The following is a 26,327-nucleotide window of genomic DNA, read 5'->3' on the forward strand; positions in this document are numbered from 1 at the left end:
AGGAAGGAGCCGAGTTCGCCGATGGTGCTCATGAGGGGGGCGGGGAAGACGACGGTGGTGTTCTTGTCGACGCCGATCTCCACCAGGCTCTGCAGATTGCGCAGTTGGAGGGCCAGGGGGTGGGCCATCATCGTGTCGGAGGCGTCGCCGAGCGCGGCGGCGGCCAGCGACTCGCCCTCCGCGTTGATGATCTTCGCTCGCTTCTCCCGCTCGGCCTCGGCCTGGCGGGCCATGGCGCGCTTCATGGTGTCGGGCAGCTGGATGTCCTTCAACTCGACCAGCGTGACCTGAACACCCCAGTCCGCGGTGGTGACATCGAGGATCTGGCGGATGTCGAGGTTGATGCGGTCGGTCTCGGAGAGGGTCTCGTCAAGCGTGTGCTGTCCGACGACTTTCCGCAGGGTGGTCTGGGCGATCTGGTTGATCGCCGTGTGGACGTTCTCTACGGCGATGACCGACTTCACCGCGTCGACCACCCGGAAGTAGGCGACCGCGGACACGTCCACGCTCACGTTGTCCCGGGTGATGATGCCCTGGGACTGGATCGGCATGGTGACGATCCGTAGGGACACCCGGTGCAGGACGTCGACGAACGGGATGATGATCCGCAGTCCCGGGGACCGGGTTCCGACCAGGCGTCCGAAGCGGAACAGCACGCCGTTCTCGTACTGCTTGACGATTTTCACGGCCATCGCGAGTGCCAGGACGGCAAGCACCGCGACGACGATCAGAAGGAAGACCAGAACTCCCATGAGCTGCTCCTCAGAATGAGGACCACGTCGTTGCCGTGCGAGGTCCCGGGACGGGGGATGAGGCGGCGGCGCGTGAGCCACGAGGGCACCGGCACGTTGTCGGGGTGCCGGCTCCGTCGTGGAGAGCCGTGCTGTCACCTGGCCGGAGCGCGGTGCGGACCGCGGGCCCGCCATGTACCCAGCATCCCCCGCCATGTGCGTCTGCCGCTTGGGCCGAACGGCCCCCGGAGTGCCGGGATTTACCTGGGGAGGTTCAGCCGGTGCCGACGGGCAGCGGGAGGGTCCACTTCACAGTGGTGCCGACCTGCCGCATTTGAGCCCAAAAAGCAACGACCCACCAGACCGTGTGCGTTTTGACGTGAACGTAAAAACTCCTGACCTGTTTTTCTGCAGGTCAGGATTCTTTTCCGGAGTTCCCCCGGCAGGATTCGAACCTGCGCACACGGCTCCGGGGTCTCGACGAGAAACTTACTGCCGGTGACCGTCCCGACGCCGCCCAGGAACGTGAGCAGTGCGGGTCTGGTGCGGACTTCCGCGGGTGGTGCCGCTTGTGGGGCTTCCGTCGGGGTCATGGCCGCCTCCTCGTCGCACGAGTGCGCTCGGTCGTGTGCGCGGCCGGGGGCCCTGTCCCGGCCGCGCACACGGGGTGCGACACGGCGCGTGTGCGCGCGTTCAGCCGTGCTGCACCGGGATGGTCCGGGTGCCTGTCTTCGTCTCGGGCACCGGGACCGTGATCGTCAGGACACCGTCCTTGTACGCGGCGGTGGCCTCCTCGCCCTGCGCGCCGGCGGGGAGCCGGAGGGCGCGGGCGAACGTGCCGTAGCGGAATTCCGTGCGGTGCTTCTCCGTGGTCTCCTCACTGCGCTCCGCCCGCAGGGTCAGAACGCCTTCCGTGACCGTGATCTCGACGTCCTTGGCGGGGTCGATGCCCGGAAGTTCGGCCCGCACCACGTACGTGCCGTCCGTCAGTTGCTCCTCGATCCGGATGTGGTGCAGCCCTGCGACGGCGTGCGTGCCCGGGAACCCGGTCTCGACCCAGCCGAACAGGTCGGGAAGTGCCGGCCAGCCAGGCAGCCGCTCGATCATGCCGCTCATGTTCTCCCTCCCTTTCTTCTCCACTCCCAGCGTCCCGCGCGAAGACGTCGCGCGCGCGGGCCGACCGGGCCCGTGGTCGACCCGGTCGGGCCCTGGCAGCCGATCATCTTCCGGGTTTCAGAGGGGTTCGGTGTCCGGACGGCGGGGTGGTCCAAGGAGTGCGCAGTCCACGTCCACCACTCCCTCCACCGCGCGCACCAGACGGGTGGCGACGGGTACGAGGGCGGTGTCGGGGATGCGGCCCGTGAGCGTGGCGACGCCGTCGCGCACCTCCACCCGGATCGTTTCGGCCCGCTCCGGGAACAGCTGGGCGACGACCTCGCGGCGGATCTCGTCCGCGATGTCCTTGTCCTCCCGCAGAAATACCTTCAGCAGGTCGGAGCGGCTGACGATGCCCTTCAGCAGCCCCTGGTCGTCGACCACGGGGAGCCGCTTGGTCCGGGTCTGCGCCATGGTGCGCGCGGCCCGGGCGAGGGTGGCGTCGGCGCGGACGGTGAGGGCCGGCGCGGTCATCAGGTCGGCAGCGGTGACGGCCCCGGCCTTCACCAGGTCGGACAGTCGGCGCAGTTCGGAGTACCGGTCCGGGTCGCCGTCGTGGAACGCCTCTTTGGGCAGCAGGTCGGCCTCGGAGACGATGCCGATCACCCGTTCCTCGTCGTCCAGGACGGGAAGGGCGCTGACCTTCCACTGCTGCATGGTCTTGACGAGGTCCTTGAAAGCCGCATCGCGTCGAACGGCGACGACGGTGCGGGTCATCACATCGTTCACGATGTGCGGAGTGCCGTGCATGATGTCCTCCGATGTCGTCACGGGACACCGTCAGCCTCGGTCACGGCAGCATCCGGCGCATGGGCCAAGTGGTCCCCTTCTCGGTCCCGATAGGCACTCGTCCCCTCTGTGTAATCGCGACGAACCTGGTGGTAGAAGGCCCGCGGTCCAGCCCGCAGGCCACGATCCAGGGAGGTGTTGACCGTGCTGCGTCCTGTTGTCGTAGGACTGGACGGTTCACGCGAGAGCCTCGCCGCCGCCGACTGGGCGGCGAGGGAAGCACTGCGCCGCGGTGTGCCGCTGCGCCTGGTGCACGCGTGGGAGGCGGCGTCGCCCCAACCGTCGACGCTGCCCGAGTTGGAGGCTCCCCGGTTCTGGTCGCGGCGGATCCTCCGCGAAGCCATGGACCGGATCAACGAGCGTTATCCGCAGATCTATCTCAACGCCGAGCAGATCGCCCGGCCCGCGTCCGACGCCCTCGTGTCGGCGTGCGCGGAGGGCGAGTTGCTGGTGCTGGGCAGCCGCGCGTTCAGCGGACTCGGCGGATTCCTGGCCGGCTCCGTGGCGCTGGCCACAGTGGCTCGCGTGACGCGGCCGGTCGTGCTGGTCCGGGCCGACGAAATCCCCTCGAGCGAGCGGGTGCCCGGCTCCGACGGCAAACCGTCGGCCCGTGCGCCGTACCGCGAGGTGGTGGTGGGTGTCGACACGGCGCACAGGTGCGAGGAGGTTCTCGCGTTCGCCTTCGAGAGCGCTGCGCTGCGGTCCGCACCGCTACGTGTGGTGCACGCGTGGCAGCAGTCGATCTCTCCGGGGCCCGGCGCGAAGAACATGAGCGCGCAGGACGACGCCGAGCGGGAGCTGGCCAGGGTCCTCGGGCCGTGGCGCGAGAAGTACCCAACGGTGGAGGTCCACAAGGTCGTGGCGAACGACCATGCGGCGCACCTGATCCAGGGCGCGGCCACGGACGCCGGCCTGCTGGTCGTCGGCCGCCGCAACCGCCCGGCCAGGGTCGGTGCGCACACCGGCCGGGTCGACCACGCGGTGATGCACCACGTCCGCTGTCCGGTCGCGATCGTCCCGCACGAGTGAAGCACCGCCAGACATGAGTGAGGCCCACGCGGCCGGCGCGTGGGCCTCACTCATGTCTACCGCTCAGCCGACGAACTCGCCTACGGCCGCCTTCAGTTCGGTCAGTCCCTTCTTCGCGTCGGTGAAGAACATGCCGGTCTTCGGGTCGGTGTACAGCTCGTTGTCGACGCCCGCGTAGCCGTGCCCCATCGAGCGCTTGATGACGACCACGCTCTTCGCCTTGTCGACGTCGAGGATCGGCATGCCGGAGATCGCGTTGCCGGGGCGGCGGGCGATCGGGTTGGTCACGTCGTTGGCGCCGATCACCAACGCCACGTCCGCCTGCGGGAATTCGGGGTTGACCTCGTCCATCTCCTTGAGCTGCGTGTACGGCACGTTGGCCTCCGCCAGGAGCACGTTCATGTGTCCCGGCATACGGCCGGCCACCGGGTGGACGGCGTAGCTGACCTCGACGCCGTGCTCGGTCAACAACTTGGCCAGGTCGCCGAGTTCGTGCTGCGCCTGGGCGGCGGCGAGACCGTACCCGGGGACGAAGACGACCTTGCGCGCATACGCGAGCTGGATCGCCACGTCGTCCACGGAGACCGCGCGCACCTGGGCCGGGGCACCGGATCCGGTCCCTGCCGGAGCGCTGTCGCCGGTGCCGAAACCGCCGATCACGATGTTCAGGATGGACCGGTTCATCGCGTCGGCCATCAGCTTGGTGAGGATGCCGCCCGAGGAGCTGACGAGCATGCCCGCGATGATCAGCGCGGTCTCGTCGAGGACGAAGCCCGCCATCGCGACCGCCGACCCGGTGAACGCGTTCAGCAGGGCGATGACCACCGGCATGTCGGCGCCACCGATGGGCAGCACCATCGTCACGCCGAACAGCAGGGCGACAACGACCAGTCCATACAGGGCCGTTGTGGAGTCCGGGGCCAGCACCAGCCAGGCGGTGCCGACGGCGAAGGATGCCGGGAGCAGCACGTTGAGCAGGCGTGCCCCCGGGAACACCACCGGCGAGCCGGAGACGAGGCCCTGGAGCTTGCCCGCCGCGACCAGCGAGCCGGAGAAGGTGACCGCGCCGATGACGATGCTCAGGGCGCCCGGAACCGAGACACGTGCGCCCAGTGCGGCCGGGTGGTCTGCCTGGAGCAGGTCGTTGACCGCGATGACGGCGGCGGCGCCACCGCCAACGGCGTTGAAGATGCTGACCAGTTGAGGCATCGCGGTCATCTTGACCCCTCGCGCGGCCCCCAGGCCAAGTGCGGCGCCGACGAGACCGCCGCCGGCCAGGACGAGCCAGCCGGTGCCGGTGATCCGGCCCTCGTGGACGACGAGCCACACCGTCGCCGCGATCGCGACGGCCATGGCCCCGGCGGACAGGGTGTTGCCGCGGCGGGCCGTGCGCGGGTGGTTCATCAGGTGCAGGCCGATCACGAAGCAGGCGGCCGCAGCGAGGAAGACGTAGTGGACGGCATTGGAGACGGTGTCCATGGCAGTCACACCTCCTTGTCCCGTGTGCCGGCGGTGACCTTGTCCGGCATTCCGGTGGCCGGCCGGGCCTTGAACATCTCCAGCATCCGGTCGGTGACGACGTATCCGCCGACCACGTTCATGGCGCCGAACACCATGGCCACGAAGGCCAGCACGTATCCGAGCCAGGTGTGCGACTCGGCCGCGATGAGCATCGCGCCGATGACGACGATGCCGTGCACCGAGTTGGAGCCGGACATCAGCGGGGTGTGCAGGGTCGCCGGGACCTTGCTGATGACCTCGATGCCGACCAGGACGCTCAGCACGAAGACGGTGATCGCGGTGAGGAGGTCGAGGTTGTTCATGAGAATGCACCTCCTGTCTGGGACGCTCCGCCCGTCAGGGCGGCCGTGATCTCGTCGGTCGGGTCGAGGACGAGTTCGCCGTCGGGCGCCAAGTGACGCAGCACGGCGACGAGGTTGCGGGCGTAGGCGGTGGACGCGGCGGTCGCCATGGCGGACGGCAGCCGGCCGGCGCCGATCAGGGTCACGCCGTTGTCGAGAACGGTGGTCTTGTCGGCCTCGGTGCCCTCGACGTTGCCGCCGAACTCGCCCGCCGCGAGGTCGACGACGACCGAGCCGGGCTTCATCCGCCCGACGACCTCGGCGGTCACGAGCAACGGCGGTTTGCGGCCGGGTACTTGGGCGGTGGTGACGACGATGTCGGAGCGGGCGATGTGCTCGTCCAGCGCCGCCCGCTGCTCCTGCTGCTCCTCCTCGGTCAACTCCCTTGCGTAGCCGGTCTGTTCGGCGCCCGGTTCCGCTGCCTGGACGGTCTGTATGTCGAGGAACCGGGCGCCCAGCGACTCCACCTCCCCTCGGGACGCGGGACGTACGTCGTACGCCGAGACGACGGCGCCGAGGCGGCGGGCGGTGGCGATGGCCTGTAGCCCGGCCACTCCGGCGCCGAGGACGAGGACCTGCGCCGGGCGCATGGTGCCCGCCGCGGTGGTCAGCATCGGGAAGAACCGGTCGTAGGAGTCGGCGGCGAGGACCGCCGCCTTGTAGCCGGCGACGTTGGCCTGGGAGGTCAGCGCGTCCATGGACTGGGCGCGGCTGAGGGTGCGGGGCAGCAGGTCGAGGCTGACCGTGCGGACCCCGCGGCCGGTCAGTTCGTCGACGAGGGCGGGATGGCGGAGCGGTTCGAGCAGTCCGATCAGGGTCTGCCCGGTGCGCAGCGCCTCGGCGCTCTCCGGGTCCGGCGGTCCGACGCACAGCACGGCGTCCGCGCGCGCGTACAGCTCCTCCGGCGATACGACGGTCGCGCCGGCCTCGGTGTACTCCGCGTCGGCGAACCAGGCGCCGGACCCGGCACCGGCCTCGACGAGGACGTCGATTCCGGCCCGGCGCAGGAGGGTTACGGCCTCGGGGACGAGCGCGACCCGGCGTTCACCGGGCGCCCTCTCCCGTACGGCTCCTACGATGACGGTTCCCATGATCTGCTGCCTCTCCCTGTGACCCCGGGGTTGCCGGGCTCAGAATTCGAAGACGAGCCGCGCTTCGGCCCGTCCGCCGAGGACCTCGTCGAAGGAGTCGTTGACCTGGTCCAGGCGCCGCGTCTCGGCGATGACCCTGGTGCGGCCGGCCGCGTGCAGCGCGAACACCTCGGACAGGTCCTGCCGGGTGCCGACGATGGAGCCGATGACGGAGATCCCGCCGAGCACGGTCTCGAAGATCGGCACGTTGATCGCGGCGTCGTCGGCCGGCAGGGCGACCATGACGAGGCGTCCGCCACGGTTGAGCGACCGGTACGCCTGCTCGAACGCCTTGGGCGCGGCGGCCAGGACCACGGCCACGTCCGCGCCGCCGGCCTTCTTGATCTCCTCGACCGGGTCGTGCGTACGGGCGTTGACCGTCAGGTCGGCGCCGAGCTGGTGGGCGAGGCCGAGCTTGTCGGGTTCCAGGTCGACGGCGGTGACGAACCCGCCGACCAGGCGCGCGTACTGCACGGCCAGGTGGCCGAGGCCGCCGACGCCGAAGACGGCGACGCGCTCGGCCGGGGTCACCCGAGCGACCTTGATCGCCTTGTACGTGGTGACGCCCGCACAGGTCAGCGGTGCCGCGTCGAAGGACGACACGCCGTCGGGGACCCGGACGATCGCACCGGCACTGGCGACGGCGAACTCGGCATAGCAACCGTCCACGGAGTAGCCGGAGTTGACCTGGCTCTCGCAGAGAGTCTCCCAGCCGGAGACGCAGTAGCGGCAGGTGCCGCAGGACGAGCCGAGCCACGGCACGGCGACCCGCTTGCCGATCAGATCGGCGGAGACGCCCGCGCCCACGGCCTGTACGGGGCCGACGCCCTCGTGGCCGGGGACGAAGGGCGGTTGCGGCTTGACCGGCCAGTCGCCGTGGGCCGCGTGGATGTCGGTGTGGCAGAGGCCGGAGGCCTCCATCTTCACGAGCACCTGGCCGGGGCCGGGCTCGGGGACGGGAAGGTCCTGGATCTCCAGTGGCTTCCCGAAGTCGGTGACGACCGCTGCCTTCATGATCTGCTCCTCAAGTGGTCCTGAACCGGGTCGCCTTGACCCGGGTCACGAAATGCAGCCCTTCTCCGGCTGCGAGGGAGAAACCGCCCGGTGTGCCCGGTTCCACGTCCAGGACGTAGAAGGGGCGGCCGTGCGCCTCGTACTGGTCCGCGTTCACGTGGAAGGTGCAGCCGTCCACCACGCCGACGAGCATGTCGCCGTCTCCCAGGGCGAATTCGCCGCCGGGGAAGCACATCGGGTCGCTGCCGTCGCAGCAGCCGCCCGACTGGACGAACATCACGGGGCTGCCGTGGGCGGCGCGCAGGGCCGCGATGGCCTTGCGCGCCGCACTCGTTGCGGTGACGCGCCCGACGGTGCCGTACTCGACTGTTCCGGGCATGTCGCTGCACTCCTCCTAGAACAGCCCGAGCGGCTTGTCGCTGTAGCTGACCAGGAGGTTCTTGGTCTGGCTGTAGTGCTCGAGCATCATCTTGTGCGTCTCGCGGCCGATGCCGGAGACCTTGTAGCCACCGAACGCGGCACCCGCGGGGTACTGGTGGTAGCAGTTCGTCCAGACGCGGCCGGCCTTGATGGCTCGGCCCATCCGGTAGGTGCGGCCGGTGTCGCGGCTCCACACGCCGGCCCCGAGGCCGTAGAGCGTGTCGTTGGCGATCTCCAGGGCCTCGGCCTCGTCCTTGAAGGTGGTGACGGCGAGGACGGGTCCGAAGATCTCCTCCTGGAAGACCCGCATCTTGTTGTGGCCCTTGAGGACGGTCGGCTCGTAGAAGTAGCCGTTCGCGAACTCCCCTTCCATGGTGGGCCGGTGGCCGCCGACGAGCAGTTCCGCACCCTCCTTGAGGCCGATCTCGACGTACGACGCGATCTTCTCGATCTGCTGCTTGGAGACCTGCGGGCCGATCATGGTCGCGGTGTCGAGCGGGTCGCCCTGCTTGATGGCGCGGATGCGCTCCAGGCAACGGCCCATGAACTCCTCGTAGATGTCCTCCTGGATGAGGGCGCGCGAGGGTGCGGTGCAGACCTCGCCCTTGTTGAACGCGTACAGGACGAGTCCTTCGACGGCCTTGTCGAGGAAGTCGTCGTCGTGGGCGGCCACGTCGTTGAAGAAGATGTTCGGCGACTTGCCGCCCAGCTCCAGGGTGACCGGGATGATGTTCTGGGCCGCGTACTGCATGATCAGGCGGCCGGTGGTGGTCTCGCCGGTGAAGGCGACCTTGGCGATGCGCTTGTTGGTCGCGAGCGCCTTGCCGATCTCGGCGCCGGGGCCGTTGACGACGTTGAGGACGCCGGGCGGCAGGTGGTCGCCGATGACCTCCATCAGCTTGAGGATCGACCACGGGGTCGGGGAGGCGGGCTTGAGCACCGTGGCGTTGCCGGCGGCGAGCGCCGGGGCCAGCTTCCACGCGGCCATCAGCAGCGGGAAGTTGAACGGGATGATCTGGCCGACCACGCCCAGCGGCTCGTGGAAGTGGTAGGAGATCAGGTCCTTGTCGATCTCGGTGATCGAGCTCTCCTCGGCGCGGATCGCGGCCGCGAAGTAGCGGAAGTGGTCGGCTGCGAGGGGGATGTCGGCCGCGAGGGTCTCGCGGACCGGCTTGCCGTTCTCCCAGCTCTCGGCGATCGCCAGTTCCTCGCGATGGGCGTCGATGGCGTCGGCGACCGCGTTGAGGGCGGCGGCGCGCTGCGTGGTGGACGCCTCGCCCCACTTGGGCTGTGCGGAGTGCGCTGCGTCCAGGGCGAGTTCGATGTCCTCGGGTCCGGACTTCGGGACCTCGCAGATCGGCTTGGCGGTGGCGGGGCACAGGTTGGGCGAGTACTCGCCAGTGGTGGGTGCCTGCCACTTGCCGCCGATGAAGTTCTCGTAGCGGGGCGCGACATCCACGGGGCTGCCCGCCCGGCCCGGAGGCTGGTACTTCATGACCGTCCCCTTGTCCTCGGGTTCCTCATCACGACGATCGTGGTGATGCTCAACACGCTAGGAACGCGAACGCTGCAACACCGCTGCATGCCCTACGAGCTGCGGCGGAAGGGCCTCGGCGAAGTCCAGGCCGCGGGCCCGGGCCGCCGCCGCGGCGCGCTGCGGCGATCCGTTGGGCAGGGTGCGGGCGAGCGCCGACCAGGCGGCGGTGTCGTCGGTTCCCCAGTCGGCATCCACCCAACGGCGCAGCAGCGCGGGATCGCCGCTGCCCAGGACGGCTCCGCGCAACTGCTGTTCCAGGCAACGCCGTTGCTCCACCACGACCGGCGCGTCGGAGCGCGGCATCGGCGGACCGGGGTAACGGGCGAGGGCCTGCGCCACCTGCCCCTCGGCGAGCAGCGCGGAGACCTCGCCGAGGTCGGTCCGCACCGGGCACAGCAGCGCGTACGGCCGGGAGCCGAGCAGAGCGGGACCCAGTACGGCACGCAGCCGGGTCATCTCGGCCCGCAGCGTCGAGGGCGGCACCTCCCGGTCCGACAGCTCCACGGCAAGCCGGTCGCCCATCACTCCGTGGCCGGCCAGAGCGAGCGCCAGCACGATCTCGCTGTGCCGGGGACTCAGCCGCAGAACCCGCCCGCCGTGCTCCAGCAGGGCACTGTCCCGGCCAAGCACGCTGAGCCGTACGCCGTTTGGGTCGGGGGCCGACGTCGTCGTAGGCATTGCCGTCGTCCGGGCAAGGTGCGCCTCGGCGGCGAGAGCCGCTCCTCGTACGGCGGCCAGAGCGGGCGGTGTGGCGATGGTGGAGCCGCCGGAGAGGTCGATCACGCCGAGGACGCGTCCGGTGGACAGATCACGCACCGGAGCGGCGGCGCACGACCAGGCGTGCGCGGCGGAGCTGTAGTGCTCCCCCGTCATGATCTGGACCGGGCGCCCCAACTCCAGTGCGGTACCAGGGGCGTTGGTCCCCGCCCGTGCCTCGGACCACACGGCCCCTTCGGCGAAGTGCATCAGCTCGCCGCGTTCGATCGTCGCGGTGTCGCCCTCGACCCACAGCAGGGTGCCGTCGGCGTCGGCGACCGCGAAGACGTGCCCGTCGTCGGCGGCACCGTCCCCAAGTAGCTCCCGGAACAGGGGCAGGGCCGCGGCCAGTGGATGGGCGCGCCGGTACGCGGTCAGTTCTGCGGCGGTCGCGCGCAGCGGCGGGAGGTGGCTGCCGTCGGGGTGTACGCCGCGCACCGCACAGCGGCGCCATGAGTCGGCGACCAGGCCGCGTACCTGCGGCAACGCTCCGGGCGTGGTCACGAACTGCTCGTGTGCCGTCCGCAGGGTGTGAACCGAGGTGGTGACGGGAGCTTCCATCGCACCTCCCACGTGCCTTCTCCAGATCCGCCACACCCACCTCAGCTCTATAGCGGGCCGGGAGGCAGAGGCCGAACGGCCCTGGCGGCTGGGTCCCTCGGGCCCGTACAAGGGCTGACCGGCGGAGAAAGCGCTGGGCGGTCGCCGGTGCGCCGGGCATGGGGATGCAGCAACCGCATGACGTCCGGTGCTCGCGGCCCGGCCGGGGCTTGGGAGGGGCGATCTACGGTGGCGGAGAGGCGCCTACTTCCCGGACACCGGTACCTTCCACGCGAGCGCGGTGCCGCCCTCCGGCGGAGTGGTCCACTCCAGCGCTCCGCCGAGTTGCCGGGCCCGCTCCTCCATGTTCCGCAGCCCGCTGCGTCGGCCCTCGGCCGGTATGCCCACGCCGTTGTCGGTGACCGACAGGCGCACCTCGCGGCCGTCCGTCACCAGGGCCACATCGGCGCGGCCTGCCTCGGCATGCCGAGCGATGTTGGTCAGTGCCTCGGACAGCACGGCGATCACGTGGTCGGCGGTCTCCCGGGGCACGTCGGTGTCGACCAGGCCCTCCATCCGGACGCTGGGTGCGAAGCCGAGCACGGGAGCGGCCTCCCCGGCCGCGCGCACGACACGGGCCCGCAGTCCCGTCCCGGCACCGCCGTCACGGGCCCGCAGGCCGAAGATGGTCGACCTGATGATCTTGATCGTCTCGTCCAGGTCGTCCACCGCCCGCACCACGCGTTCGGCGGCCTCCTCGTGCTCGATGAAACGGCCGGCGCTCTGCAGGGTCATGCCCGTCGCGAACAGCCGTTGGATGGCCAGGTCGTGCAGGTCACGGGCGATACGGTCGCGGTCCTGGAGAACCGCGACCTCCTGCGCGTCCCGACGGTGGTCGGCCAGTTCCATGGCGACGGCCGCTTGGGCGGCGAAGTCCTGGAGAGTCTCGGTCTCCGTCACCGAGAAGGGCGGTCGCCCGGCCTCTCGCGCCAACAGGACGACGCCACGCACACCCGCCTCCGCCGTTCCGATGGGCACGGCCACGGCGGGACCGAGTCCCCCGAAGCGCGGTGGATCCAGCGAGATGCGACCGTCGTTGCCCACGTCCGCGCTGGTGACGGGAGCGGCACTGGAGAACGCCAGCCCCATCAGGGTGCGGTCCAGAGACAGCACGAGCCCCTGGTGCGCCTCCGCGTCCATGCCGACGGCGATCTCCACGGCCAGCGATCCGGTGTCCTCCATCGGCAGCGCGACGGCCGCGAGGGCCGATCCCGTGATCTCACCGGCCCGCTCGGCGATCAGGGCGAGGACATCGGTACGCGCGCCACCGGACATCAGCCCGTGGGTGATCTCGGCGTTGGCCTGAAGCCAGCGCTCACGCAGCCGGGACTCCTCGTAGAGGCGGGCGTTGTCGATCGCGACACCGGCCGCGACGGCCAGCGTGGACAGCACCGACTCGTCGTCCTCGTCGAACTGCGCTCCGCCGCGCTTCTCGGTCAGATACAGGTTGCCGAAGACCTGGTCACGCACCCGGATCGGGACACCGAGGAAGCTGTTCATCGGCGGGTGATTGGCCGGGAAACCATACGACGCGGAGTGCTCGGAGATCTTCGACAGCCGCAGCGGCTCCGGATGCCGGATCAACTCGCCCAGAATGCCGTGGCCCTGCGGATAGGGGCCGATCTCAGCGATCTGCTCCTCGGTGACACCGACCGTGTGGAATGCCGACAGCGCCTTCCCGTCCGGGGTGATCACACCGAGCGCGGCGTACTCGGCGTCCACCAGGACAGCCGACGCCTCCACGATGCTGTACAGGGCCTGTTCCAGATCCAGCTCCCGGCCGACCGAGAGGACCGCCTCCAGCAGACTGTGCACGCGGTCACGCGTACCCCGAGCCGTGTCCAGACGGGCCTGCAGCTCCTCCAGCAGCTCGTCCATCTTCAGCTGCGGCAGCCGGACCCGGGCCACCCGGGACTCCTCAGGGCTTCCCACCGGTGATCCTCCAGATCGCCTCAACACACCGCCGGCCGACCGCTCCGGTCATGTGCCACGGTATCCGCCCCGAGCCGGTGAGGATACGGGGATCAAGCACCTGGAGAGATGTTCCGGAACCTGAGGACTCGATCAGCGGCCCTCCTCTCCGGGCGGCACCAGTCCTGAGCGGCAACGCCCGCCTGACCACGCCGCTCGACGCCGTCCTTGACCAACTGGTCCGACGACACGGAAAGGGGACCCACTGGCCCGCATACAGGGCCGGGCGGCCCTGTATGCCCCCGCTCTACCAGGGCCAGTCTGGAACTGCTGACGAACGATCAAAGGAGTGGAGCAGATGACGCTCAAGGACACCGGCAGCCAGACCCCTTCGCCCGCCGCCCTACAGGTACGGACCGAGGGGGACGTGGACGAGGAAGCACTCACCTACCTGCGGGCCAAGCTGAGCGCGGTCCTCGACCGCCCGGGGCTCGCTCCCGTCGGCGGCGAGGTGCGGATCGCCAGGGCCGCGGCGCATCACGCCGAGCAGCCGTGGTCGGCCGGGGCCGAGATTCGGGTGGGGAGCGATCTCCTCGTCGTCCACGCGCGGGAAGCGAGCGCGCACGAACTCGCCGATCGGTTGCAGGACCGGCTGCGTACCCGCCTGGATCGGGTCGTTCACCGCGAGGACACGGCCCGCAGGTCGGCCACCCCGCCCCCGTGGCGCGGCGGCCCGGCGGACGGCCGGCAGGATCTGTGAGGCATGCTCCGGGCGACGGCCCGTCGCCCGGCACGAGTGGAACGGCTGCTCCCGGCACAGCAGTTGGGAGGCCGTTCCCCTCCGGCGCAGGTGAAGGAGGAAAGTGCCGTGAAAACCCGCACCGTCGGTGAAGTGATGACCAGTGACGTCATCCGGGCGCATCCCATGACACCGTTCAGGGAAGTGGTCCAGCTGCTGGACCGGCACCGGATCAGCGGGGTGCCCATAGTCAATGACGACGACAAGGTGATCGGAGTGATCTCCGGGACCGATCTGGTGCGTGAGCAGGCGCACCGGGCCGACGTCGGCGAGGGCCGTGCCGGCACCGCGGAAGAGTTGATGTCGACGCCCGCGGTCACCGTGCACCCGGAGCAACCCGTTCCGGACGCCGCTCGGGTGATGGAGCGTCATGGCATCGAGCGGCTGCCTGTGGTGGACGAGGAGGACCGCCTGATCGGCATCGCCACCCGCCGCGACCTGCTCCGGGTCTTCCTCCGCACGGACGAGGACGTCCGCCGTGAGGTGATCGACGACGTCCTGGTCGGCGCCCTCGGTCTGGCTCCCGACACCGTCACCGTGCTCGTCCGGGACGGTCTGGTCACGCTGACCGGGCCGGTGGAACGCCGTAGCGACGTCCCGAAGGCGATCAGGGCGGTGTGGCAGCTGGAGGGCGTCGCCGGAATGGTCAACGGTCTCACCCACCGCGTCGACGACTGACCTCCGCCCGCACGGAAACGTCAGGGGCAAAGGGCCGAGCGGACACAACGCAGGGCCGAACGGCCCTAGCCCGACGGGTACCGGTGCGGCTCAAATGGCCTGATCGAACACAGACACCCCATCTACCGACCGCCATCCGGGCGTCCCGGTGGAGCGTCGGCCGGAGACATCGACCAGTGAGTGACGAACTTACAGGGAGGCCTCCCGGGGCCCCGGACCGAGAGCAGCCGGTCCCCACGGAACCACCGCGCCGGACCGTCGAGATCGACGGCACGGAGGCCCTGCGGCTACTGGGCAGCGTGCCGATGGGGAGGATCGCCTTCACCCGGCAGGCACTGCCGACCATCCGCCCGGTGAACCACATCGTGGACGACGGCAACATCGTCATCCGTACGCATGAAGGCGCGGCCCTGACCTCACGCACCCTCCAAGCCGACGGCCCGGGGGTCGTCGTGGCCTACGAAGCGGACGCCATCGACCCCGACACGCGCCTCGGCTGGAGCGTGGTGGTCACGGGATACGCTCACCTGGTCACCGACGCCCGCGAACTGGCCCGCTATCAGGCGCTGTTGCATCCCTGGGTGCGGCAGCCGATGGACTACGCGGTCCGCATCCACCCGGACCTGGTCACCGGGCTCCTACTCGTCCCCGTCGACCAGCCGGCCGAAGCCTGACACCTGACTCTCCGGTGCCCGCCCGTCCGAAGCTCGGACGGGCGGGCACGGCCATGTACCTCGACCGCTCGCCGCCCCAGCCAAGTACGCGTCAGCCGTGAGGAACCACCGAATACGGGCGCATCAGCGCCGCGCAGGACCGCATGGGGCACCGGCCGACGAGCGCGCCAAGCGGGCAGCCCCAGTGTTTGTGGCCGATGACGAGCAGCGAGGCGTCACGTGCCACATCGGCCAGGCGTGAACCGGCCTGGCCGACCACGGCCTCCTCGATCACCTCGACACCCGGGAGCTTGTCCCGCCACGCCCTCAGTACGTCGATCAGCGGCTCCCCGCTTCGGCTCGGCAGCGGCATCGGGCGGACCGGACGGCTCCTTCCAGTCGTGCACGATCCGCAGGGCGGCGGCGCCACGCTCGGCCGCTTCGAGGACGAACTCGGTTACGGCCTCGTGGAGTTCTCACCGGTCGAGACGGAGTACGACGTCACAGTGCAAAGCCGTCACGCGGGCGGCCCAGTCCGCAGCGGCAAGGCGTTCGGTCGAGCCGTCCAGGCCGAAGGTGACGCGACGCGACGGCACATGAACGACCGGGGTGCCAGCGCCAGTTGGCGGTGGCACCCCGGTCGCGACGGGTAACCGGCCGTCTACTTCAGCCAGTTGTGGTCGCGGACGATGGGCAACGTGGCCCAGACCTTTCCGAGACCCCACGTGACACCGGCACCCGCCACCGCGAGGGCAATGAGGACTACGGCGTAGATGAGGTGGTAGTCGGCGAACGGGTTGGGCGACATGCTCAGCGTGCCGTCGGACAGGTGCTTGGCGGGCGGCCACTCGGCGATCCACATCAGCGCCATCATCGCCGTACCGGCCACGGCGGCGAGCCGCAGCGCGACACCGGAGACCAGCGCGATGCCGACGCCCAGCAGACCGAGCATGAACAGCCAGTTCGCCCAGCCCGCACCGGCCCAGTCATGGAACGTGGACTCCATCGGACCGGCCGCTACGGAACTCAGGAAGCCCTTGGTGGGCGAACCGCCGTCGATCCAGCCCTTACCGGACGGAGTGGCGTAACCGAACCCGAACGTCTTGTCCAGGAACGCCCACAGGAACACGAACCCCGTCAGCAGACGCAACGACGCGAACGCATAGGCACGCGCCGTGGTGGTCGCCGCTGTCGTGTCGGTGGTGGCCTGTGCCGTTCCGGTCCGGTGGAAGGACGGGAAGCGGAATCGCGGGTGGTGTTGGGGGTGGTTCTGGATTGCCATGATGCTCATCCCTTTCGAGGGAACGACGCTTGGGATCCGACGACTCTCGTTGCGCCCTCAATGTCTCGCGGTGGGCAGCGACGACGGAGGGGCTGCAGGTCCCCGGTCGAGGGCCCGAACGGCCCTGTCTGCCGGGTCACTTGGCGGTGGGCACCACTACGACAGGGCAGTGGGAGCGGTGCAGCAGAGTGTGCGCGACCGGACCGAGGCGCGGGCCGAACCGGTGGGTGCGGTGATGGGCACCGACGACCACGAGGGCGCAGTCGCGCGTGGCCTCCAGCAGGGCGTGCGCCGGCCCGGTGCGGACCGTACGGCTCTCGACCTGGATGCCGGGGTGCCGCTCGCTCAGCCGGGACAGGCTGAAGCGCGGTATGGAGTCCTCCGCCCTTGCCTGCCGGGCGAGTTGGTCCTGGCCCGGGCTCGTCGCCGGGACCAGTGAGGGCAGTTCGGGGGTGATGTGCCGGTGGGTCCAGGAGTGCACGACGTGCAGCGGGACAGCGCGGCGCCCGGCCTCCTGGAAGGCGTAGAGCGCCGTGTCCTCGTCCCTGTCGCCCTCCAGGCCGAGCAGCACGGGCCGGCCGTCGTCGCAGCGGTGGTCGCCGCGGACGACGAGCAACGGACTGCGCACCTGCGCGGCCAGGCGCAGGCTCACCGAGCCGAACAGCAGGCCGGCGATACCGCCCATGCCCCGAGTCCCCACGACGGTGAGATCCGCGCCCTCGCTCTCCCGCACAAGCGTGCGCACCGGACCACCGACCGCACCCCTGGTCACCACCGACAGTTCCGGGTGACGTGCCGTGAGGCGCGTGACCGCCGACGCCAGGACCGGCCCGGACTCGTCGCTGTCGGGCACGGCGTACACGACACGCAGTTCGGCGCCGCGGCGCGCGGCTTCGTCCGCGGCCCAGTCAAGTGCCCGGACCGAGACGAGCGAACCGTCCACTCCGACGACCACATGATGGAGAGTCATGTCCCTTTTCCCTTCTGGCTGTTGCGTGCTCACCGTGTTCGGCGGGAAGGGGCCGCCAAGACGCACAACGGCTCCGGTGGCGATGCTCGTCCTGCGCGGACGGGTCAGGTCAGGGGCCACGGGAACCTGATGACATGCCGTACGGCCCCTTCTATCCGGGCCGTACGGTCCAGGTGTCGTCCTCTCACGGACGAAGAGAAAGGGGGGAGATCTGACACACGTGGGCTCACCGATAGGAAACCTGCAAGCTGTTCACCCCGGCGAAGGCAAAAGACCTCTACTCTCTCGCAGTTACGCGGGCCGCACCGGCGTAGTGGGATCCGTTCCCTGTCCGATGGCTTCGGCACTGCCGCTGGCGGGTTGAGGGTCGGGATCCGGCAAAGCCCACTGCTGCGGACTGATCCGGTGTGCCAGTGCGTACCAGTCGGCGACCGTCTGCTTCGAGAGCGAGCGCAGGCCGCGGTGGCGGTCGAGCCGGGCAAGCAGGTCTGCGCCGGAGGGCAGGCCCGCCTCGGTGACAAGTCGGAGTGTGATCACCGCTTCCGTCAGGCGCAGCGCTCCCGCGAGCGCGCCAGGCTCTTCATGAACGCCGTCGGATGCCGCAAAACCGTGACTGAGCACGTTGCGGATGCGTGCGGTGACGAAGGCCCAGGGACGGACGGTCCCGGCGAACAGCCATGCGCAGACGTCTGGGCCGAGGCCCTCGGCCAGAGCGAGGAGACGTTGCTCCAACGTCACTTCCGTGAACTTGATCGCGTCGCGGACATTCCGTCGCTCACGGGACGTGAACGCGACCTGAGACTGTTCAAGGCCTTTTCGGACGCGCTCCGCGAAGGGGTACTCGGCCGGGTCGGCGTGCAGGGCACGGTGCAGGGTCTCAGCGGCGTTCACGACGTCCAGGAACTGCAGTTGCAGGGATCCCGATCGCGGACGGGGCTCCACCGCGTCCAACGGGACCGAGCAGCGGCGAGCCACTTCCAGCCACGAGGGCAGGAACGATGCCATGTCCTCTACAGCAGGTGACAGAGGGAAAGGAGGAGGCACGGTCGAAGGGAGAGTCTCGGGTTCCTCGCCTTCAGGAGGATCGACGTCGAAGGGCCGTACGGGTCTCCCCTCGGAAGGCGGGGCCTCGGGGCTGACGCGCAGGTTGAAGACGGTGACCGGTTCGTCGACCCCGATCGCCACCAGAGCTCTCATCGGCCCTGTGATGTCCTTGTCGAGGTCATCCAGGGTGAACCCCGGGGTTCGGGACACCCTGACAATCACCCGCTCACGCACCGACTTCATACGCCGTCCGGAATGGCGCTCATCCCGAACGCCGATGGCGATCGAGCCGTCGTCAAGGGAAGCGACCACGTCTTCGGGAGCGACGTAGGGCCCTGGGCGCACCTGCGGACCACGCAAGCCGCTCAAGGGCCACCACGCCGGAAGGCCGGTGATCTCGAAGAAAGCGCTGGAGAATCGTGTGGTGTCGGTGACATGGCCTCCGCGTACGAGGCTGCCGACGCGCCAGGTCGTCACCCACTGGTCGTTCGTGCTCTCGGTGGTGCCGGGCTCGTTGCCGACCGCTTCGTCGAGATAGCAGTGCAGAAGCGTGTAGGGGACGCCAACACAGGAGCCCCAGATGGTCGTCGGCGGGACGAGATGAAGCCCGTCGCCGCCCCAGTCCACCTGGAAACCGCCGATGAGGGTCAACCGCCAGGCGCCGCCGACACCGATCAGCGATCCCGACACACGTTCCGTCGGAGATTCGGGCGCCCACCAGGCACCGTGTCGCTGCTCGCTCACAGACTCTCCCTGAAGCATTGCTGTCACTGTACGAGTCGGCGACCATCCCGAAGCCGTTCAGGATCGCCCTCAGCAACGAGCTGACGAGCCCTCAGTGACATCCTTGCCGGTTCGCCACTGTGCCGCGTCCTGGGCGAATGCCTCCAAGCCGCTCCGGGGATGCATGTACACATAGCGGTCGGCTGCATGGATCTGCACCGTGTTGAGTTCGTAAACGACGGAACGGGGCACGGTGTCCATCACGTTCTCCGGCCCCAGCGCCAGCAAGTGCCCTGGACCGATGGGCAGTACGAGGGTGTGGGCGTCGCCGAAGGCCACGCCGTACGACGTGTTCGTCCCGTCCCGGCGGAGAGTCACCGCAGGGTTGTCCCCCATCAGGAACTGACCCGTCTCGGGCGTGAGCACCTCCAGCCGCCAAGTCGACGCCATGGCCCGCACCTTGTAGTACATGTCCTCGATGCTGGTGCGGAAGATCTTCCCGCTCTCATGGTCGCGGACGACGGCGGACCGGTCGATGAGTCGCTCGGCGAACGCGCCCAGCGATTCCGAGCCGGTCAGGTGCAGCCCCGTCTCGCGCAGCGCCTCGCGGCCCAACTGCGCCGGGTACTTCCTGACCAGCTGGCCGACCAAACCCACGCGTGCCCGAGCGAAGGCGTCGATGTGCACACGGCGGTAGTGGTACGACCGGACGTAGTGGAGCACGATCAGGTCATGAAGGGCGGCCACATGAAGCGGGTCGGCGAAGGGGGCGCCGGCGTGTACAGCGGACAACGCTGCCGGCACGCGCCGCTCCACAGCGCACCACAGCTCTTCGGCGGATACGGAGTCGAACGCGACGAAGTCCTTGGCCCAGCCGCATGCCCGTGTGCCTTTGAGCTTGTGCCGGCGTCCGGGGTTTCGCAGGTCAAACGGAAGCAGCTGCCAACCGCTGCCCTTTGGCCCAGGCATCGTGAACTGCCTGAGCAGGACCTGGGAAACGAGGTGCTGCCGCGATGTCTGCTGTGCCGTTCCCACACGTCGGATTGTGCCAAGTGCCCTTCGCCGGGGCTAAGGGTTTACGGACATGCCGCCGGAGGAACGGGCTCCGGTCGTCAGGCCGCGCCGGGGAGATCCACTCCGTACATCGAGCGCCCGCCGACGAGTTCACGTCCCGTCACCAGCTCGGGCTCGACGCGTACGAAGACCTCCTGGGGCGAGGGCACCCAGGAGGACGGCCCGGTTCGGGTCAGGCGTTCGTGTTCGGCCGGGTCGGTCACCACGGTGGCCGACCCGGTGACGACGACGCTCCAGCCGGAGTGCGCAACAGCATCGACCTCGTCGACCTCGAAGGCGACCACCGAGCCGTCGATCGCGCGCACCAACTCCGAGGCCGCGGAGGTGCACAGCAGCACCGCCCCGTCGTGGTCCAGGGAGAAGTTCACGGGCAGGACGGCAGGCATGGCCTGGCGGGTGTGGACGATACGGCCGACGGGCACCTTGGCCAGCCGGCGCAGGCACTCGTGTCGTTCCAGTTCGCGGAATCCGTCGTTGGAATACATCAGCCAGTCCGTCTCTCGCCGGGTCTGTGTGTGGGTGTCACTCCATGTTTCGCGCCGCGGGGTCGACGGGTGAGGGGCCATCAGTCCCGCTCGCTCCGGAGAAGGTCCCCTGCCGCGTGGTGATCCGACGGCCGGTGAGGCTCAGCGCGTCGATACGGACCCACTCCTCGCGTGGGCCGCCGGCCCACGGCGCGCTGAACGCGTGTTCCGTCAGCCGCCGTACGTCGTCCGGGTCGCTCACGGTCCGCGCCCGGCCGAGCGCCAGCACACTCCACCCTTCAGCGAACGCCTCGTCGATACGGTCGATCTCGAAGGTCACCTGGCAGCCCGCCGCCCGGGACGGCATCGCACCGGGAGCGGTCCGGTACACGATCGCCCCGTCGACCACGCTGTAGTTGACGGGGACGATGACGGGTCCCGAAACGGTGGGTATCGCAACCCTGCCCACCCCATGCGTCGACAGCAGCTCGCGGCACTCCTGAACGGTCAGCGCTGTGAACTCGGGGTCGGAGCCGGCCCGCCCCGCGCCGGGCGTCTGATCGCCGGTGCCTCCGGCGAGGTCGGTCACGGTGGTCTGCAGCACCTCGGCGAGCCTGAGCAGAACACTCCGGCCCGGCGCGGAACCGGGAAACTCCTCCAGGTACTGAAGGTAGCTCGCCGCCACGCCGGCCCGGTCGGCCGTCTCCTCGCGGGAGAGGTCAAGTGCCGTGCGGCGTACGGCGATCCGGCGCCCGAGGTCACCCGTGGGTGAGCCCTCTGCCACGTTCAGCGGGAACGGGTCAGGCATGGCTGGTCACGTCCTTTCGTCCTGCCGCCTGGACGGCGACTTCCTCGTGCTGCGCCCCGCCGAGCACGACCTTGAGGGCGCCGGTGTCGGCCGCCTTGGCGAAGACGTCGTACGCCTCCTCCATCTGGTCCAGCGGGAAGGTGTGGGTGACCAGCGCGCCGGTGGGCAGCCGGCCGGCCGCCGCCATGCGCAGCAGGGTGGGTGTGGAGTGGGTGTCGACCAGGCCGGTGGTGATGGTGATGTTCTTGATCCACAGGTCTTCGAGATGCAGGGTCGCGGGCTTGCCGTGCACACCGACGTTGGCGACGTGTCCTCCGGGGCGCACCATGCGCGTGCACAGTTCGAAGGTCTCCGGCACGCCGACCGCCTCGATGACGACGTCGGCACCGAGCCCGTCGGTGAGGTCGGCGACCAGTTGCTCCGGGGTCTCGCGGGCGTCCACGACCGCGTCGGCGCCGAACCGCTTCGCCGCGTCCAGCCGGGCGGGGGCCAGGTCCACGGCGACGACACGCTCGGGCGAGAACAGCCGGGCGGTGGCGATCGCCGCCAGTCCGACCGGACCGGCACCGACGACGGCGACGGTGTCGCCGGGGCGCACCTGTCCGTTGAGCACGCCCACCTCATATCCGGTGGGGAAGATGTCCGCCAGCAGGACGGCGTCCTTGGCGTCCAGCGTGCTGGGCAGCGGGTGGACGGAGAGATCGGCGTGCGGGACGCGCACGTACTCGGCCTGGGTGCCGTCGACGAGGTGGCCGAGGATCCAGCCTCCGCCTCCGCGGCACTGGCCGTACATGGCCTTGCGGCAGTAGGCGCAGCGTCCGCAGGCGGTGATGCAGGAGACCAGGACCCGGTCCCCGGGCCGTACGGTCCGCACGTCGGAGCCCGCTTCCACGACCTCGCCGACCGCCTCGTGGCCGAGGATCGTGCCGGGGCGCACCTCGGGCACGTCGCCCTTGAGGATGTGCAGATCGGTTCCGCAGATGGTGACGGCGTCGACGCGCACGATCACGTCGGTGGCGTCCTTGATACCGGGATCCGGGACGGTGTCCCAGGACGACTGGCCCGGGCCGTGGAAGACGAAGCCCTTCATGACGTTCCTTCCCCACTCGGTCGACTGCCCCCGCATGTCCAGAGTGTCCGGGTCCGTCGGTCCTGGCTTGGGCCGGTCGGCCCCCATCGCCCGGCCGGACGGGCTCGTTACGCCCCGGCGTCCGCGGGGTGGGCCGAACGGCCCAGATCGAACAGGTGGACGGGGCTGATCGGCCCTTCCGGGCGGGACCACCTGGCCGATTGGCTCGCACCATGACCGAGATCCACACCACCGCAGTCCTGCGCTCCTCGGAACGTGTGATCGCCGGGACGACCGTCGTGGCACTGTCCGGCGAGATCGACCTCCTCACGGCGCATCAGCTGTCGGCACGCCTGGACATGCTGACCGCCGGCCCCCGCCCCGATCTCGTACTGGACCTGCGCTCCGTGTCGTTCATCGACTGCGCCGGGCTGAGCGTGCTGCGCCGGGCACAGAACCGCGCAGCCGCCCGGGACGGACGGCTCCGGCTGCTCACCAGTGGCACAGGCTTCCTGCGGATCCTGCGCCACGCCCAACTCGGCGGCGTCTTCGAGATCCACGCACGACTGCCGAACGCCCTGGCCGCCAGGCCGGAGTCCGGCGACACCTCCGCCACAGCGGGCTGAACGGCCCACCCGGGTGCCGCATGCAGTGCCGATGGGGTACTCCACAGCCCCTGTTCGGCCCAAGCGACGCCATGGTCCCGACTGACATCTTCGAAGGGACGACCACGACGAGGAGGTGCGGCCTCATGGGCAGGAACAGGCATATGAAGAAGTGGCTGTGGCGGTTGCGGAGCAACCCGTTGCGCCGACACGACGACATCGTCGAGGCCTGGATCGTCCTGATCATGTGGGCGGTCGTCGCGGTGGGCGGCGCACTCGCCGGCCTGGTGACCTACCACGCCGCCGACGAGGTGTTCGCCGCGCAGCGCACCGAGCGGCACTCCGTGCAGGCCGTACTCCTCACGGACACCCCGCCCGCGAGTTCGACGCCCGGCGGGGCGCGCGACCTGATCAAGGCGAAGGTCCGCTGGACGACCGCCGACGGAACCAGCCATACGGGCAGCACGCTGGTGGACACGGGGCAGAAGGCCGGATCCACGGTCGTGGTCTGGCTGGACTCCGCGGGCAACTTCACCATCGAGCCGCCGAGTTCGAAGGAAGCGACGCTCGAATCCGCCGTCCTGGGTCTGACCGCCGCACTCGCCTTCGCCGGCCTGGCGTTCGGCACCGGGGCAGTCGCCCGGTACCGGCTGGACCAGCGCCGTATCAGCTCCTGGGGCACGGAGTGGAAGCTCGTGGGGCCGACTTGGGGGCGCAAGACCAGCTGACCGGGGTACGCACTCGCGCTCCCTGGTCCGGCACCTCAGTTCGGCGTTCCTCCCGCGCAGAGTTCACCGAGGTCCCGCACGACGATGTCGGCGCCGTGCCTGAGCAGCCTCTCGCTCGTGTCTCGTTGTGCCTCGCGATCCACGCCCACGACAAGGGCGAACCCACCGAGACGGCCCGCCTCCACACCGGCCACGGCATCCTCCACAACAGCCGCACGACCGGCGGGGACGCCGAGGCGGCGAACGGCCTCCAGGAAGAGGTCGGGCCGCGGCTTGCCCGGCAGGCCCAGTCGGGCCGCCTCGCCTCCGTCCACGAGCACGTCGAAGAGGTCCAGGACTCCCGCCCGGGCGAGCAGTTCGCCGGCGTGGCGGGACGCGGAGGCCGCGGCACGGGGGACCCCCGCCCGGCGCAGGGCCCGCACCAGCCGCACGGTTCCGGGATACGCGTCGACGCCGTGCCTGAGCAGTCGCTCGGTGAACAACTGCTCCTTGTTGTCGGCGACGGCGTGTACCGTCCGCGGCGACGGCTCGATGCCACGCGAGGCGAGGAAGGCGGCCGCACCGTCGAGGCGGGACCTGCCGTCCACGTGACGGAGGTAGTCGTCCCGTATGTCGAACGGCCCGCGCTGGGACGGATCCTCGGGTGGGTGTTCGCTCAGGAAGGCATCGAACGCCGTCTTCCAGGCCGCGGCATGCACCCGGGCCGAGTCGGTGATCACACCGTCGGTGTCGAAGACGACGGCCCCCACGTCCCTCAGCACGGGAGCGAGCAGGTCGCGGGACGTGGGCGTGGTGCGTCGACGGTCCACCGTCACACCGGCTGCGGTACAACGGCCACCGGGCAGTCCGCGTGGTGCAGCAGGGTGTGCGCCACACGGCCCAGCTGGAGGCCGAAGTGGCCGGTCCGGCGCCGGGCACCGACGACCACGAGGTCCGCGGCAGCCGTCCGGTTCAGCAGCACCCTGCGGGCCGGGCCCTCCACCGTGCTGCGGCGCACCCGCACACCGGGGTGGTCCGCCATGGGGTCGCGCAACAAGGCATCGAGCAGGGCGGACGCCCGCTCCTCGTGACGGTGCGCCGGATCCTCGGCCAGCAACGGGTCGTCGGCTGTCTCGTGCGCGGGGCAGCGCCAGGCGCGTACGGCGTCGAGGGTGCACTTGCGTGCCTCCGCCTCACGGAAGGCGAACCGCACCGCCTCCCCGCCCGCGGCGGGTTCACCGGCGCCGAGCAGGATCCGCTCGTGGGTGCCCATCCGACCGGCCTCGTCCCCACGGACGACGATCACCGGGCAGACTGCGCGGGCCGCCACGGCCAGGCTGACCGAGCCCAGGAGCAGACCTGTCAGTTCACCGCGGCCACGCACCCCGGTGACCAGTGCGTATGCGGTGGGACCCTCGCGCATCAGGGCGCTCACCGCTTCCTCGGGGACCACTTCAGTGGACATCTTCACCTCGGGGTGGCGCCGGTGGGCACGCTCCGCCGCCGATGCGACGGTGTTGTCCGCCATGACCTGTTCGGAGGGGCGCTCCCGGCTGCCTGACGGCACCGCGCCCTCGTAGCGCTCCCAAAGGGACGCGTACACCAGCCGCAGCGGCAGGCCCAGCCGGGCCGCTTCGTCCACCGCCCAGTCGACCGCGAGCAGACTCCCGTCCGATCCGTCGACACCCACGACCAGGGGCAGCTCCATCGTCCCCACCGCCTTTCGTCGTGCCGCGCAACCGCGCAGCGGGAGACTACTTCGCTCAGCGTCGCACTCCCCGCCTCGCCGTAGCAGGGGCGATTGGTCCCCGGCATGGGCCGTTCGGCCCATGGGAAGCGCCTGCTGGGAGAACGGCTGAGGCCAATGGCCACCGCGCTACGGATCGCGTCGAACGGAGGCCGGGAGTGAGGTCCGAACCCTGTCCCGCAGCGCGACTTCCATGAGCAACGCGGTGAACTCCGTCGTCAAGACACGTCTCCGTGTCCGGGCCGATCGACCCCTGGCTGGAGCCTGGCCGGTGGGTTCTCCTGAAGGTGACGGGAAGGGCTCGTCGAAAGACGCGGGGAAGCGGTCCTCGGGCCGCGCACCACACAATCAGGATCCGCGACGACACCGAACACTGAGCCGGACTGTGCGTGATCAGTACCGGTGGTCGGGCTGACGGGCGCGGCTTGAGGACGGCGCCGGTACCAGCGCCGTAGTTCGTCGGCTCCCCAGACGATGAAGGGGAACGGTGCGACGAGGGCCCATTGGCCTACGGACAACGCTTCCGTGCCCAGCACGGTGTGCGCGACGGGGACGTACACCCCGGCGAGGGCGAAGACCATGGCGAAGCCGAGGGCGGCCAGGAGGGGTTTGTTGGTGAACAGGCCGACACTGCGCAGAGAGGCGTGTTCGGTGCGGACCGCCATGGCCGTGCCTAGCTGGCAGGCCACGATCCCGACCCAGGTGATGGTGGTGGCCTGCCGGTAGGCGTGGTGGAGGGGGCTGCCGGCGCCGACGGCGTCGCCCGGGTG

At 69.9% G+C, this 26,327-nt stretch carries 29 protein-coding genes; 7 read left to right on the forward strand and 22 right to left on the reverse strand.

The window, feature by feature from the left end; all coding sequences use genetic code 11:
* The 3 genes from ACIBK4_RS50155 to ACIBK4_RS50165 all read right to left on the reverse strand — a co-directional run.
* Window positions 1-752 (reverse strand): slipin family protein (locus ACIBK4_RS50155; protein ID WP_399006854.1); only part of this gene is annotated, 752 nt, incomplete at its 3' end.
* Window positions 753-1,424: 672 nt separating this feature from the next.
* A complete protein-coding gene (locus ACIBK4_RS50160) occupies window positions 1,425-1,847 on the reverse strand; it encodes an Hsp20/alpha crystallin family protein (protein WP_399006856.1) in 423 nt (140 codons plus the stop codon).
* 117 nt (window positions 1,848-1,964) lie between these two features.
* A complete protein-coding gene (locus ACIBK4_RS50165; protein WP_399006907.1) occupies window positions 1,965-2,636 on the reverse strand; it encodes a CBS domain-containing protein in 672 nt (223 codons plus the stop codon).
* Window positions 2,637-2,819: 183 nt separating this feature from the next.
* Between ACIBK4_RS50165 and ACIBK4_RS50170 the strand changes: the two genes are divergently transcribed.
* A complete protein-coding gene (locus ACIBK4_RS50170) occupies window positions 2,820-3,704 on the forward strand; it encodes a universal stress protein (RefSeq protein ID WP_399006858.1) in 885 nt (294 codons plus the stop codon).
* Between the two features lie 63 nt (window positions 3,705-3,767).
* Here ACIBK4_RS50170 and ACIBK4_RS50175 read toward each other — a convergent pair whose 3' ends face one another.
* The 8 genes from ACIBK4_RS50175 to ACIBK4_RS50210 form a co-directional block, all read right to left on the reverse strand.
* A complete protein-coding gene (locus ACIBK4_RS50175; protein ID WP_399006860.1) occupies window positions 3,768-5,183 on the reverse strand; it encodes an NAD(P)(+) transhydrogenase (Re/Si-specific) subunit beta in 1,416 nt (471 codons plus the stop codon).
* Window positions 5,184-5,188: 5 nt separating this feature from the next.
* Window positions 5,189-5,527, reverse strand: coding sequence for an NAD(P) transhydrogenase subunit alpha (locus ACIBK4_RS50180; protein ID WP_399006862.1), 339 nt, complete (start codon window positions 5,525-5,527; stop codon window positions 5,189-5,191).
* Window positions 5,524-6,657 carry an NAD(P) transhydrogenase subunit alpha gene (locus tag ACIBK4_RS50185; protein WP_399006864.1) on the reverse strand — a complete coding sequence of 378 codons (1,134 nt, stop codon included), beginning with the start codon at window positions 6,655-6,657 and terminating at the stop codon, window positions 5,524-5,526. The genes ACIBK4_RS50180 and ACIBK4_RS50185 overlap by 4 nt, the downstream gene beginning before the upstream one ends.
* A gap of 39 nt (window positions 6,658-6,696) precedes the next feature.
* Window positions 6,697-7,710 (reverse strand): zinc-dependent alcohol dehydrogenase, encoded by a 1,014-nt coding sequence (locus ACIBK4_RS50190; protein WP_399006866.1) that lies wholly within the window; start codon window positions 7,708-7,710, stop codon window positions 6,697-6,699.
* Between the two features lie 10 nt (window positions 7,711-7,720).
* Window positions 7,721-8,089 (reverse strand): DUF779 domain-containing protein, encoded by a 369-nt coding sequence (locus ACIBK4_RS50195; protein WP_399006868.1) that lies wholly within the window; start codon window positions 8,087-8,089, stop codon window positions 7,721-7,723.
* A gap of 15 nt (window positions 8,090-8,104) precedes the next feature.
* The gene (locus ACIBK4_RS50200) at window positions 8,105-9,625 is read right to left on the reverse strand and encodes an aldehyde dehydrogenase family protein (protein ID WP_399006870.1); all 1,521 of its coding nucleotides are present in this window, start codon (window positions 9,623-9,625) and stop codon (window positions 8,105-8,107) included.
* A 57-nt stretch (window positions 9,626-9,682) separates the two neighbouring features.
* Window positions 9,683-10,984 (reverse strand): GAF domain-containing protein, encoded by a 1,302-nt coding sequence (locus tag ACIBK4_RS50205; RefSeq protein WP_399006872.1) that lies wholly within the window; start codon window positions 10,982-10,984, stop codon window positions 9,683-9,685.
* A 243-nt stretch (window positions 10,985-11,227) separates the two neighbouring features.
* Complete coding sequence (locus ACIBK4_RS50210; protein ID WP_399006874.1) at window positions 11,228-12,955, reverse strand: GAF domain-containing protein; 1,728 nt, start codon at window positions 12,953-12,955, stop codon at window positions 11,228-11,230.
* Between the two features lie 337 nt (window positions 12,956-13,292).
* Between ACIBK4_RS50210 and ACIBK4_RS50215 the strand changes: the two genes are divergently transcribed.
* The 3 genes from ACIBK4_RS50215 to ACIBK4_RS50225 all read left to right on the forward strand — a co-directional run bounded on the left by ACIBK4_RS50215 (window position 13,293) and on the right by ACIBK4_RS50225 (window position 15,085).
* Window positions 13,293-13,694, forward strand: a complete 402-nt coding sequence (locus tag ACIBK4_RS50215; RefSeq protein ID WP_399006876.1) for a hypothetical protein — start codon at window positions 13,293-13,295, stop codon at window positions 13,692-13,694.
* A 108-nt stretch (window positions 13,695-13,802) separates the two neighbouring features.
* Window positions 13,803-14,411, forward strand: coding sequence for a CBS domain-containing protein (locus tag ACIBK4_RS50220; RefSeq protein ID WP_399006878.1), 609 nt, complete (start codon window positions 13,803-13,805; stop codon window positions 14,409-14,411).
* 176 nt (window positions 14,412-14,587) lie between these two features.
* Window positions 14,588-15,085 carry a pyridoxamine 5'-phosphate oxidase family protein gene (locus tag ACIBK4_RS50225; RefSeq protein ID WP_399006880.1) on the forward strand — a complete coding sequence of 166 codons (498 nt, stop codon included), beginning with the start codon at window positions 14,588-14,590 and terminating at the stop codon, window positions 15,083-15,085.
* 91 nt (window positions 15,086-15,176) lie between these two features.
* Here ACIBK4_RS50225 and ACIBK4_RS50230 read toward each other — a convergent pair whose 3' ends face one another.
* The gene (locus ACIBK4_RS50230; protein ID WP_399006882.1) at window positions 15,177-15,437 is read right to left on the reverse strand and encodes a hypothetical protein; all 261 of its coding nucleotides are present in this window, start codon (window positions 15,435-15,437) and stop codon (window positions 15,177-15,179) included.
* A 28-nt stretch (window positions 15,438-15,465) separates the two neighbouring features.
* On the opposite strand from ACIBK4_RS50230, the gene ACIBK4_RS50235 reads away from it, so the two are divergent.
* Window positions 15,466-15,717 carry a hypothetical protein gene (locus ACIBK4_RS50235; protein WP_399006884.1) on the forward strand — a complete coding sequence of 84 codons (252 nt, stop codon included), beginning with the start codon at window positions 15,466-15,468 and terminating at the stop codon, window positions 15,715-15,717.
* 8 nt (window positions 15,718-15,725) lie between these two features.
* Here the strand turns inward: ACIBK4_RS50235 and ACIBK4_RS50240 are convergent, their stop codons facing one another.
* The 7 genes from ACIBK4_RS50240 to ACIBK4_RS50270 all read right to left on the reverse strand — a co-directional run bounded on the left by ACIBK4_RS50240 (window position 15,726) and on the right by ACIBK4_RS50270 (window position 22,519).
* On the reverse strand, window positions 15,726-16,346 hold the full coding sequence (locus ACIBK4_RS50240; RefSeq protein WP_399006886.1) for a DoxX family protein: 621 nt from the start codon (window positions 16,344-16,346) through the stop codon (window positions 15,726-15,728).
* Window positions 16,347-16,482: 136 nt separating this feature from the next.
* Window positions 16,483-17,316, reverse strand: a complete 834-nt coding sequence (locus tag ACIBK4_RS50245; protein ID WP_399006888.1) for a universal stress protein — start codon at window positions 17,314-17,316, stop codon at window positions 16,483-16,485.
* A 291-nt stretch (window positions 17,317-17,607) separates the two neighbouring features.
* Window positions 17,608-19,104 carry a HEPN domain-containing protein gene (locus ACIBK4_RS50250; RefSeq protein WP_399006889.1) on the reverse strand — a complete coding sequence of 499 codons (1,497 nt, stop codon included), beginning with the start codon at window positions 19,102-19,104 and terminating at the stop codon, window positions 17,608-17,610.
* A gap of 69 nt (window positions 19,105-19,173) precedes the next feature.
* Window positions 19,174-20,118 carry a DUF4238 domain-containing protein gene (locus ACIBK4_RS50255; RefSeq protein ID WP_399006891.1) on the reverse strand — a complete coding sequence of 315 codons (945 nt, stop codon included), beginning with the start codon at window positions 20,116-20,118 and terminating at the stop codon, window positions 19,174-19,176.
* Between the two features lie 77 nt (window positions 20,119-20,195).
* Entirely contained in the window at window positions 20,196-20,642 is a 447-nt protein-coding gene (locus tag ACIBK4_RS50260; RefSeq protein WP_399006893.1) for a pyridoxamine 5'-phosphate oxidase family protein, read from the reverse strand.
* A gap of 37 nt (window positions 20,643-20,679) precedes the next feature.
* Window positions 20,680-21,429, reverse strand: coding sequence for a helix-turn-helix domain-containing protein (locus tag ACIBK4_RS50265; RefSeq protein WP_399006895.1), 750 nt, complete (start codon window positions 21,427-21,429; stop codon window positions 20,680-20,682).
* Window positions 21,422-22,519 carry a zinc-dependent alcohol dehydrogenase family protein gene (locus tag ACIBK4_RS50270; protein ID WP_399006909.1) on the reverse strand — a complete coding sequence of 366 codons (1,098 nt, stop codon included), beginning with the start codon at window positions 22,517-22,519 and terminating at the stop codon, window positions 21,422-21,424. The genes ACIBK4_RS50265 and ACIBK4_RS50270 overlap by 8 nt, the downstream gene beginning before the upstream one ends.
* Window positions 22,520-22,731: 212 nt before the next feature.
* Here ACIBK4_RS50270 and ACIBK4_RS50275 point away from each other — a divergent pair, with 212 nt between their 5' ends.
* Together ACIBK4_RS50275 and ACIBK4_RS50280 are read left to right on the forward strand one after the other, a co-directional pair.
* Window positions 22,732-23,124, forward strand: a complete 393-nt coding sequence (locus tag ACIBK4_RS50275; protein ID WP_399006897.1) for an STAS domain-containing protein — start codon at window positions 22,732-22,734, stop codon at window positions 23,122-23,124.
* 125 nt (window positions 23,125-23,249) lie between these two features.
* Entirely contained in the window at window positions 23,250-23,831 is a 582-nt protein-coding gene (locus ACIBK4_RS50280) for a hypothetical protein (protein ID WP_399006899.1), read from the forward strand.
* 35 nt (window positions 23,832-23,866) lie between these two features.
* On the opposite strand, the gene ACIBK4_RS50285 is transcribed toward ACIBK4_RS50280, so the two are convergent.
* The 3 genes from ACIBK4_RS50285 to ACIBK4_RS50295 all read right to left on the reverse strand — a co-directional run.
* On the reverse strand, window positions 23,867-24,646 hold the full coding sequence (locus ACIBK4_RS50285; RefSeq protein WP_399006901.1) for an HAD family hydrolase: 780 nt from the start codon (window positions 24,644-24,646) through the stop codon (window positions 23,867-23,869).
* A complete protein-coding gene (locus ACIBK4_RS50290; RefSeq protein WP_399006903.1) occupies window positions 24,643-25,518 on the reverse strand; it encodes a universal stress protein in 876 nt (291 codons plus the stop codon). The genes ACIBK4_RS50285 and ACIBK4_RS50290 overlap by 4 nt, the downstream gene beginning before the upstream one ends.
* 257 nt (window positions 25,519-25,775) lie before the next feature.
* A partial coding sequence (locus ACIBK4_RS50295; RefSeq protein WP_399006905.1) for a cation transporting ATPase C-terminal domain-containing protein occupies window positions 25,776-26,327 on the reverse strand: 552 nt, incomplete at its 5' end.

It is taken from the genome of Streptomyces sp. NPDC050528 (assembly GCF_044457795.1).
In the GTDB taxonomy this organism is placed as follows: Bacteria; Actinomycetota; Actinomycetes; order Streptomycetales; family Streptomycetaceae; genus Streptomyces.

Excerpts from the sequence above, each read along its gene's own strand:
- ACIBK4_RS50160 (WP_399006856.1), bottom strand. The coding sequence starts at position 1,847 with ATGAGCGGCATGATCGAGCGGCTGCCTGGCTGGCCGGCACTTCCCGAC.
- ACIBK4_RS50165 (WP_399006907.1), bottom strand. The coding sequence starts at position 2,636 with ATGCACGGCACTCCGCACATCGTGAACGATGTGATGACCCGCACCGTC.
- ACIBK4_RS50175 (WP_399006860.1), bottom strand. The coding sequence starts at position 5,183 with ATGGACACCGTCTCCAATGCCGTCCACTACGTCTTCCTCGCTGCGGCC.
- ACIBK4_RS50180 (WP_399006862.1), bottom strand. The coding sequence starts at position 5,527 with ATGAACAACCTCGACCTCCTCACCGCGATCACCGTCTTCGTGCTGAGC.
- ACIBK4_RS50185 (WP_399006864.1), bottom strand. The coding sequence starts at position 6,657 with ATGGGAACCGTCATCGTAGGAGCCGTACGGGAGAGGGCGCCCGGTGAA.
- ACIBK4_RS50190 (WP_399006866.1), bottom strand. The coding sequence starts at position 7,710 with ATGAAGGCAGCGGTCGTCACCGACTTCGGGAAGCCACTGGAGATCCAG.
- ACIBK4_RS50195 (WP_399006868.1), bottom strand. The coding sequence starts at position 8,089 with ATGCCCGGAACAGTCGAGTACGGCACCGTCGGGCGCGTCACCGCAACG.
- ACIBK4_RS50200 (WP_399006870.1), bottom strand. The coding sequence starts at position 9,625 with ATGAAGTACCAGCCTCCGGGCCGGGCGGGCAGCCCCGTGGATGTCGCG.
- ACIBK4_RS50205 (WP_399006872.1), bottom strand. The coding sequence starts at position 10,984 with ATGGAAGCTCCCGTCACCACCTCGGTTCACACCCTGCGGACGGCACAC.
- ACIBK4_RS50215 (WP_399006876.1), top strand. The coding sequence starts at position 13,293 with ATGACGCTCAAGGACACCGGCAGCCAGACCCCTTCGCCCGCCGCCCTA.
- ACIBK4_RS50230 (WP_399006882.1), bottom strand. The coding sequence starts at position 15,437 with ATGCCGCTGCCGAGCCGAAGCGGGGAGCCGCTGATCGACGTACTGAGG.
- ACIBK4_RS50240 (WP_399006886.1), bottom strand. The coding sequence starts at position 16,346 with ATGGCAATCCAGAACCACCCCCAACACCACCCGCGATTCCGCTTCCCG.
- ACIBK4_RS50245 (WP_399006888.1), bottom strand. The coding sequence starts at position 17,316 with ATGACTCTCCATCATGTGGTCGTCGGAGTGGACGGTTCGCTCGTCTCG.
- ACIBK4_RS50260 (WP_399006893.1), bottom strand. The coding sequence starts at position 20,642 with ATGTATTCCAACGACGGATTCCGCGAACTGGAACGACACGAGTGCCTG.
- ACIBK4_RS50265 (WP_399006895.1), bottom strand. The coding sequence starts at position 21,429 with ATGCCTGACCCGTTCCCGCTGAACGTGGCAGAGGGCTCACCCACGGGT.
- ACIBK4_RS50270 (WP_399006909.1), bottom strand. The coding sequence starts at position 22,519 with ATGAAGGGCTTCGTCTTCCACGGCCCGGGCCAGTCGTCCTGGGACACC.
- ACIBK4_RS50275 (WP_399006897.1), top strand. The coding sequence starts at position 22,732 with ATGACCGAGATCCACACCACCGCAGTCCTGCGCTCCTCGGAACGTGTG.
- ACIBK4_RS50280 (WP_399006899.1), top strand. The coding sequence starts at position 23,250 with ATGGGCAGGAACAGGCATATGAAGAAGTGGCTGTGGCGGTTGCGGAGC.
- ACIBK4_RS50290 (WP_399006903.1), bottom strand. The coding sequence starts at position 25,518 with ATGGAGCTGCCCCTGGTCGTGGGTGTCGACGGATCGGACGGGAGTCTG.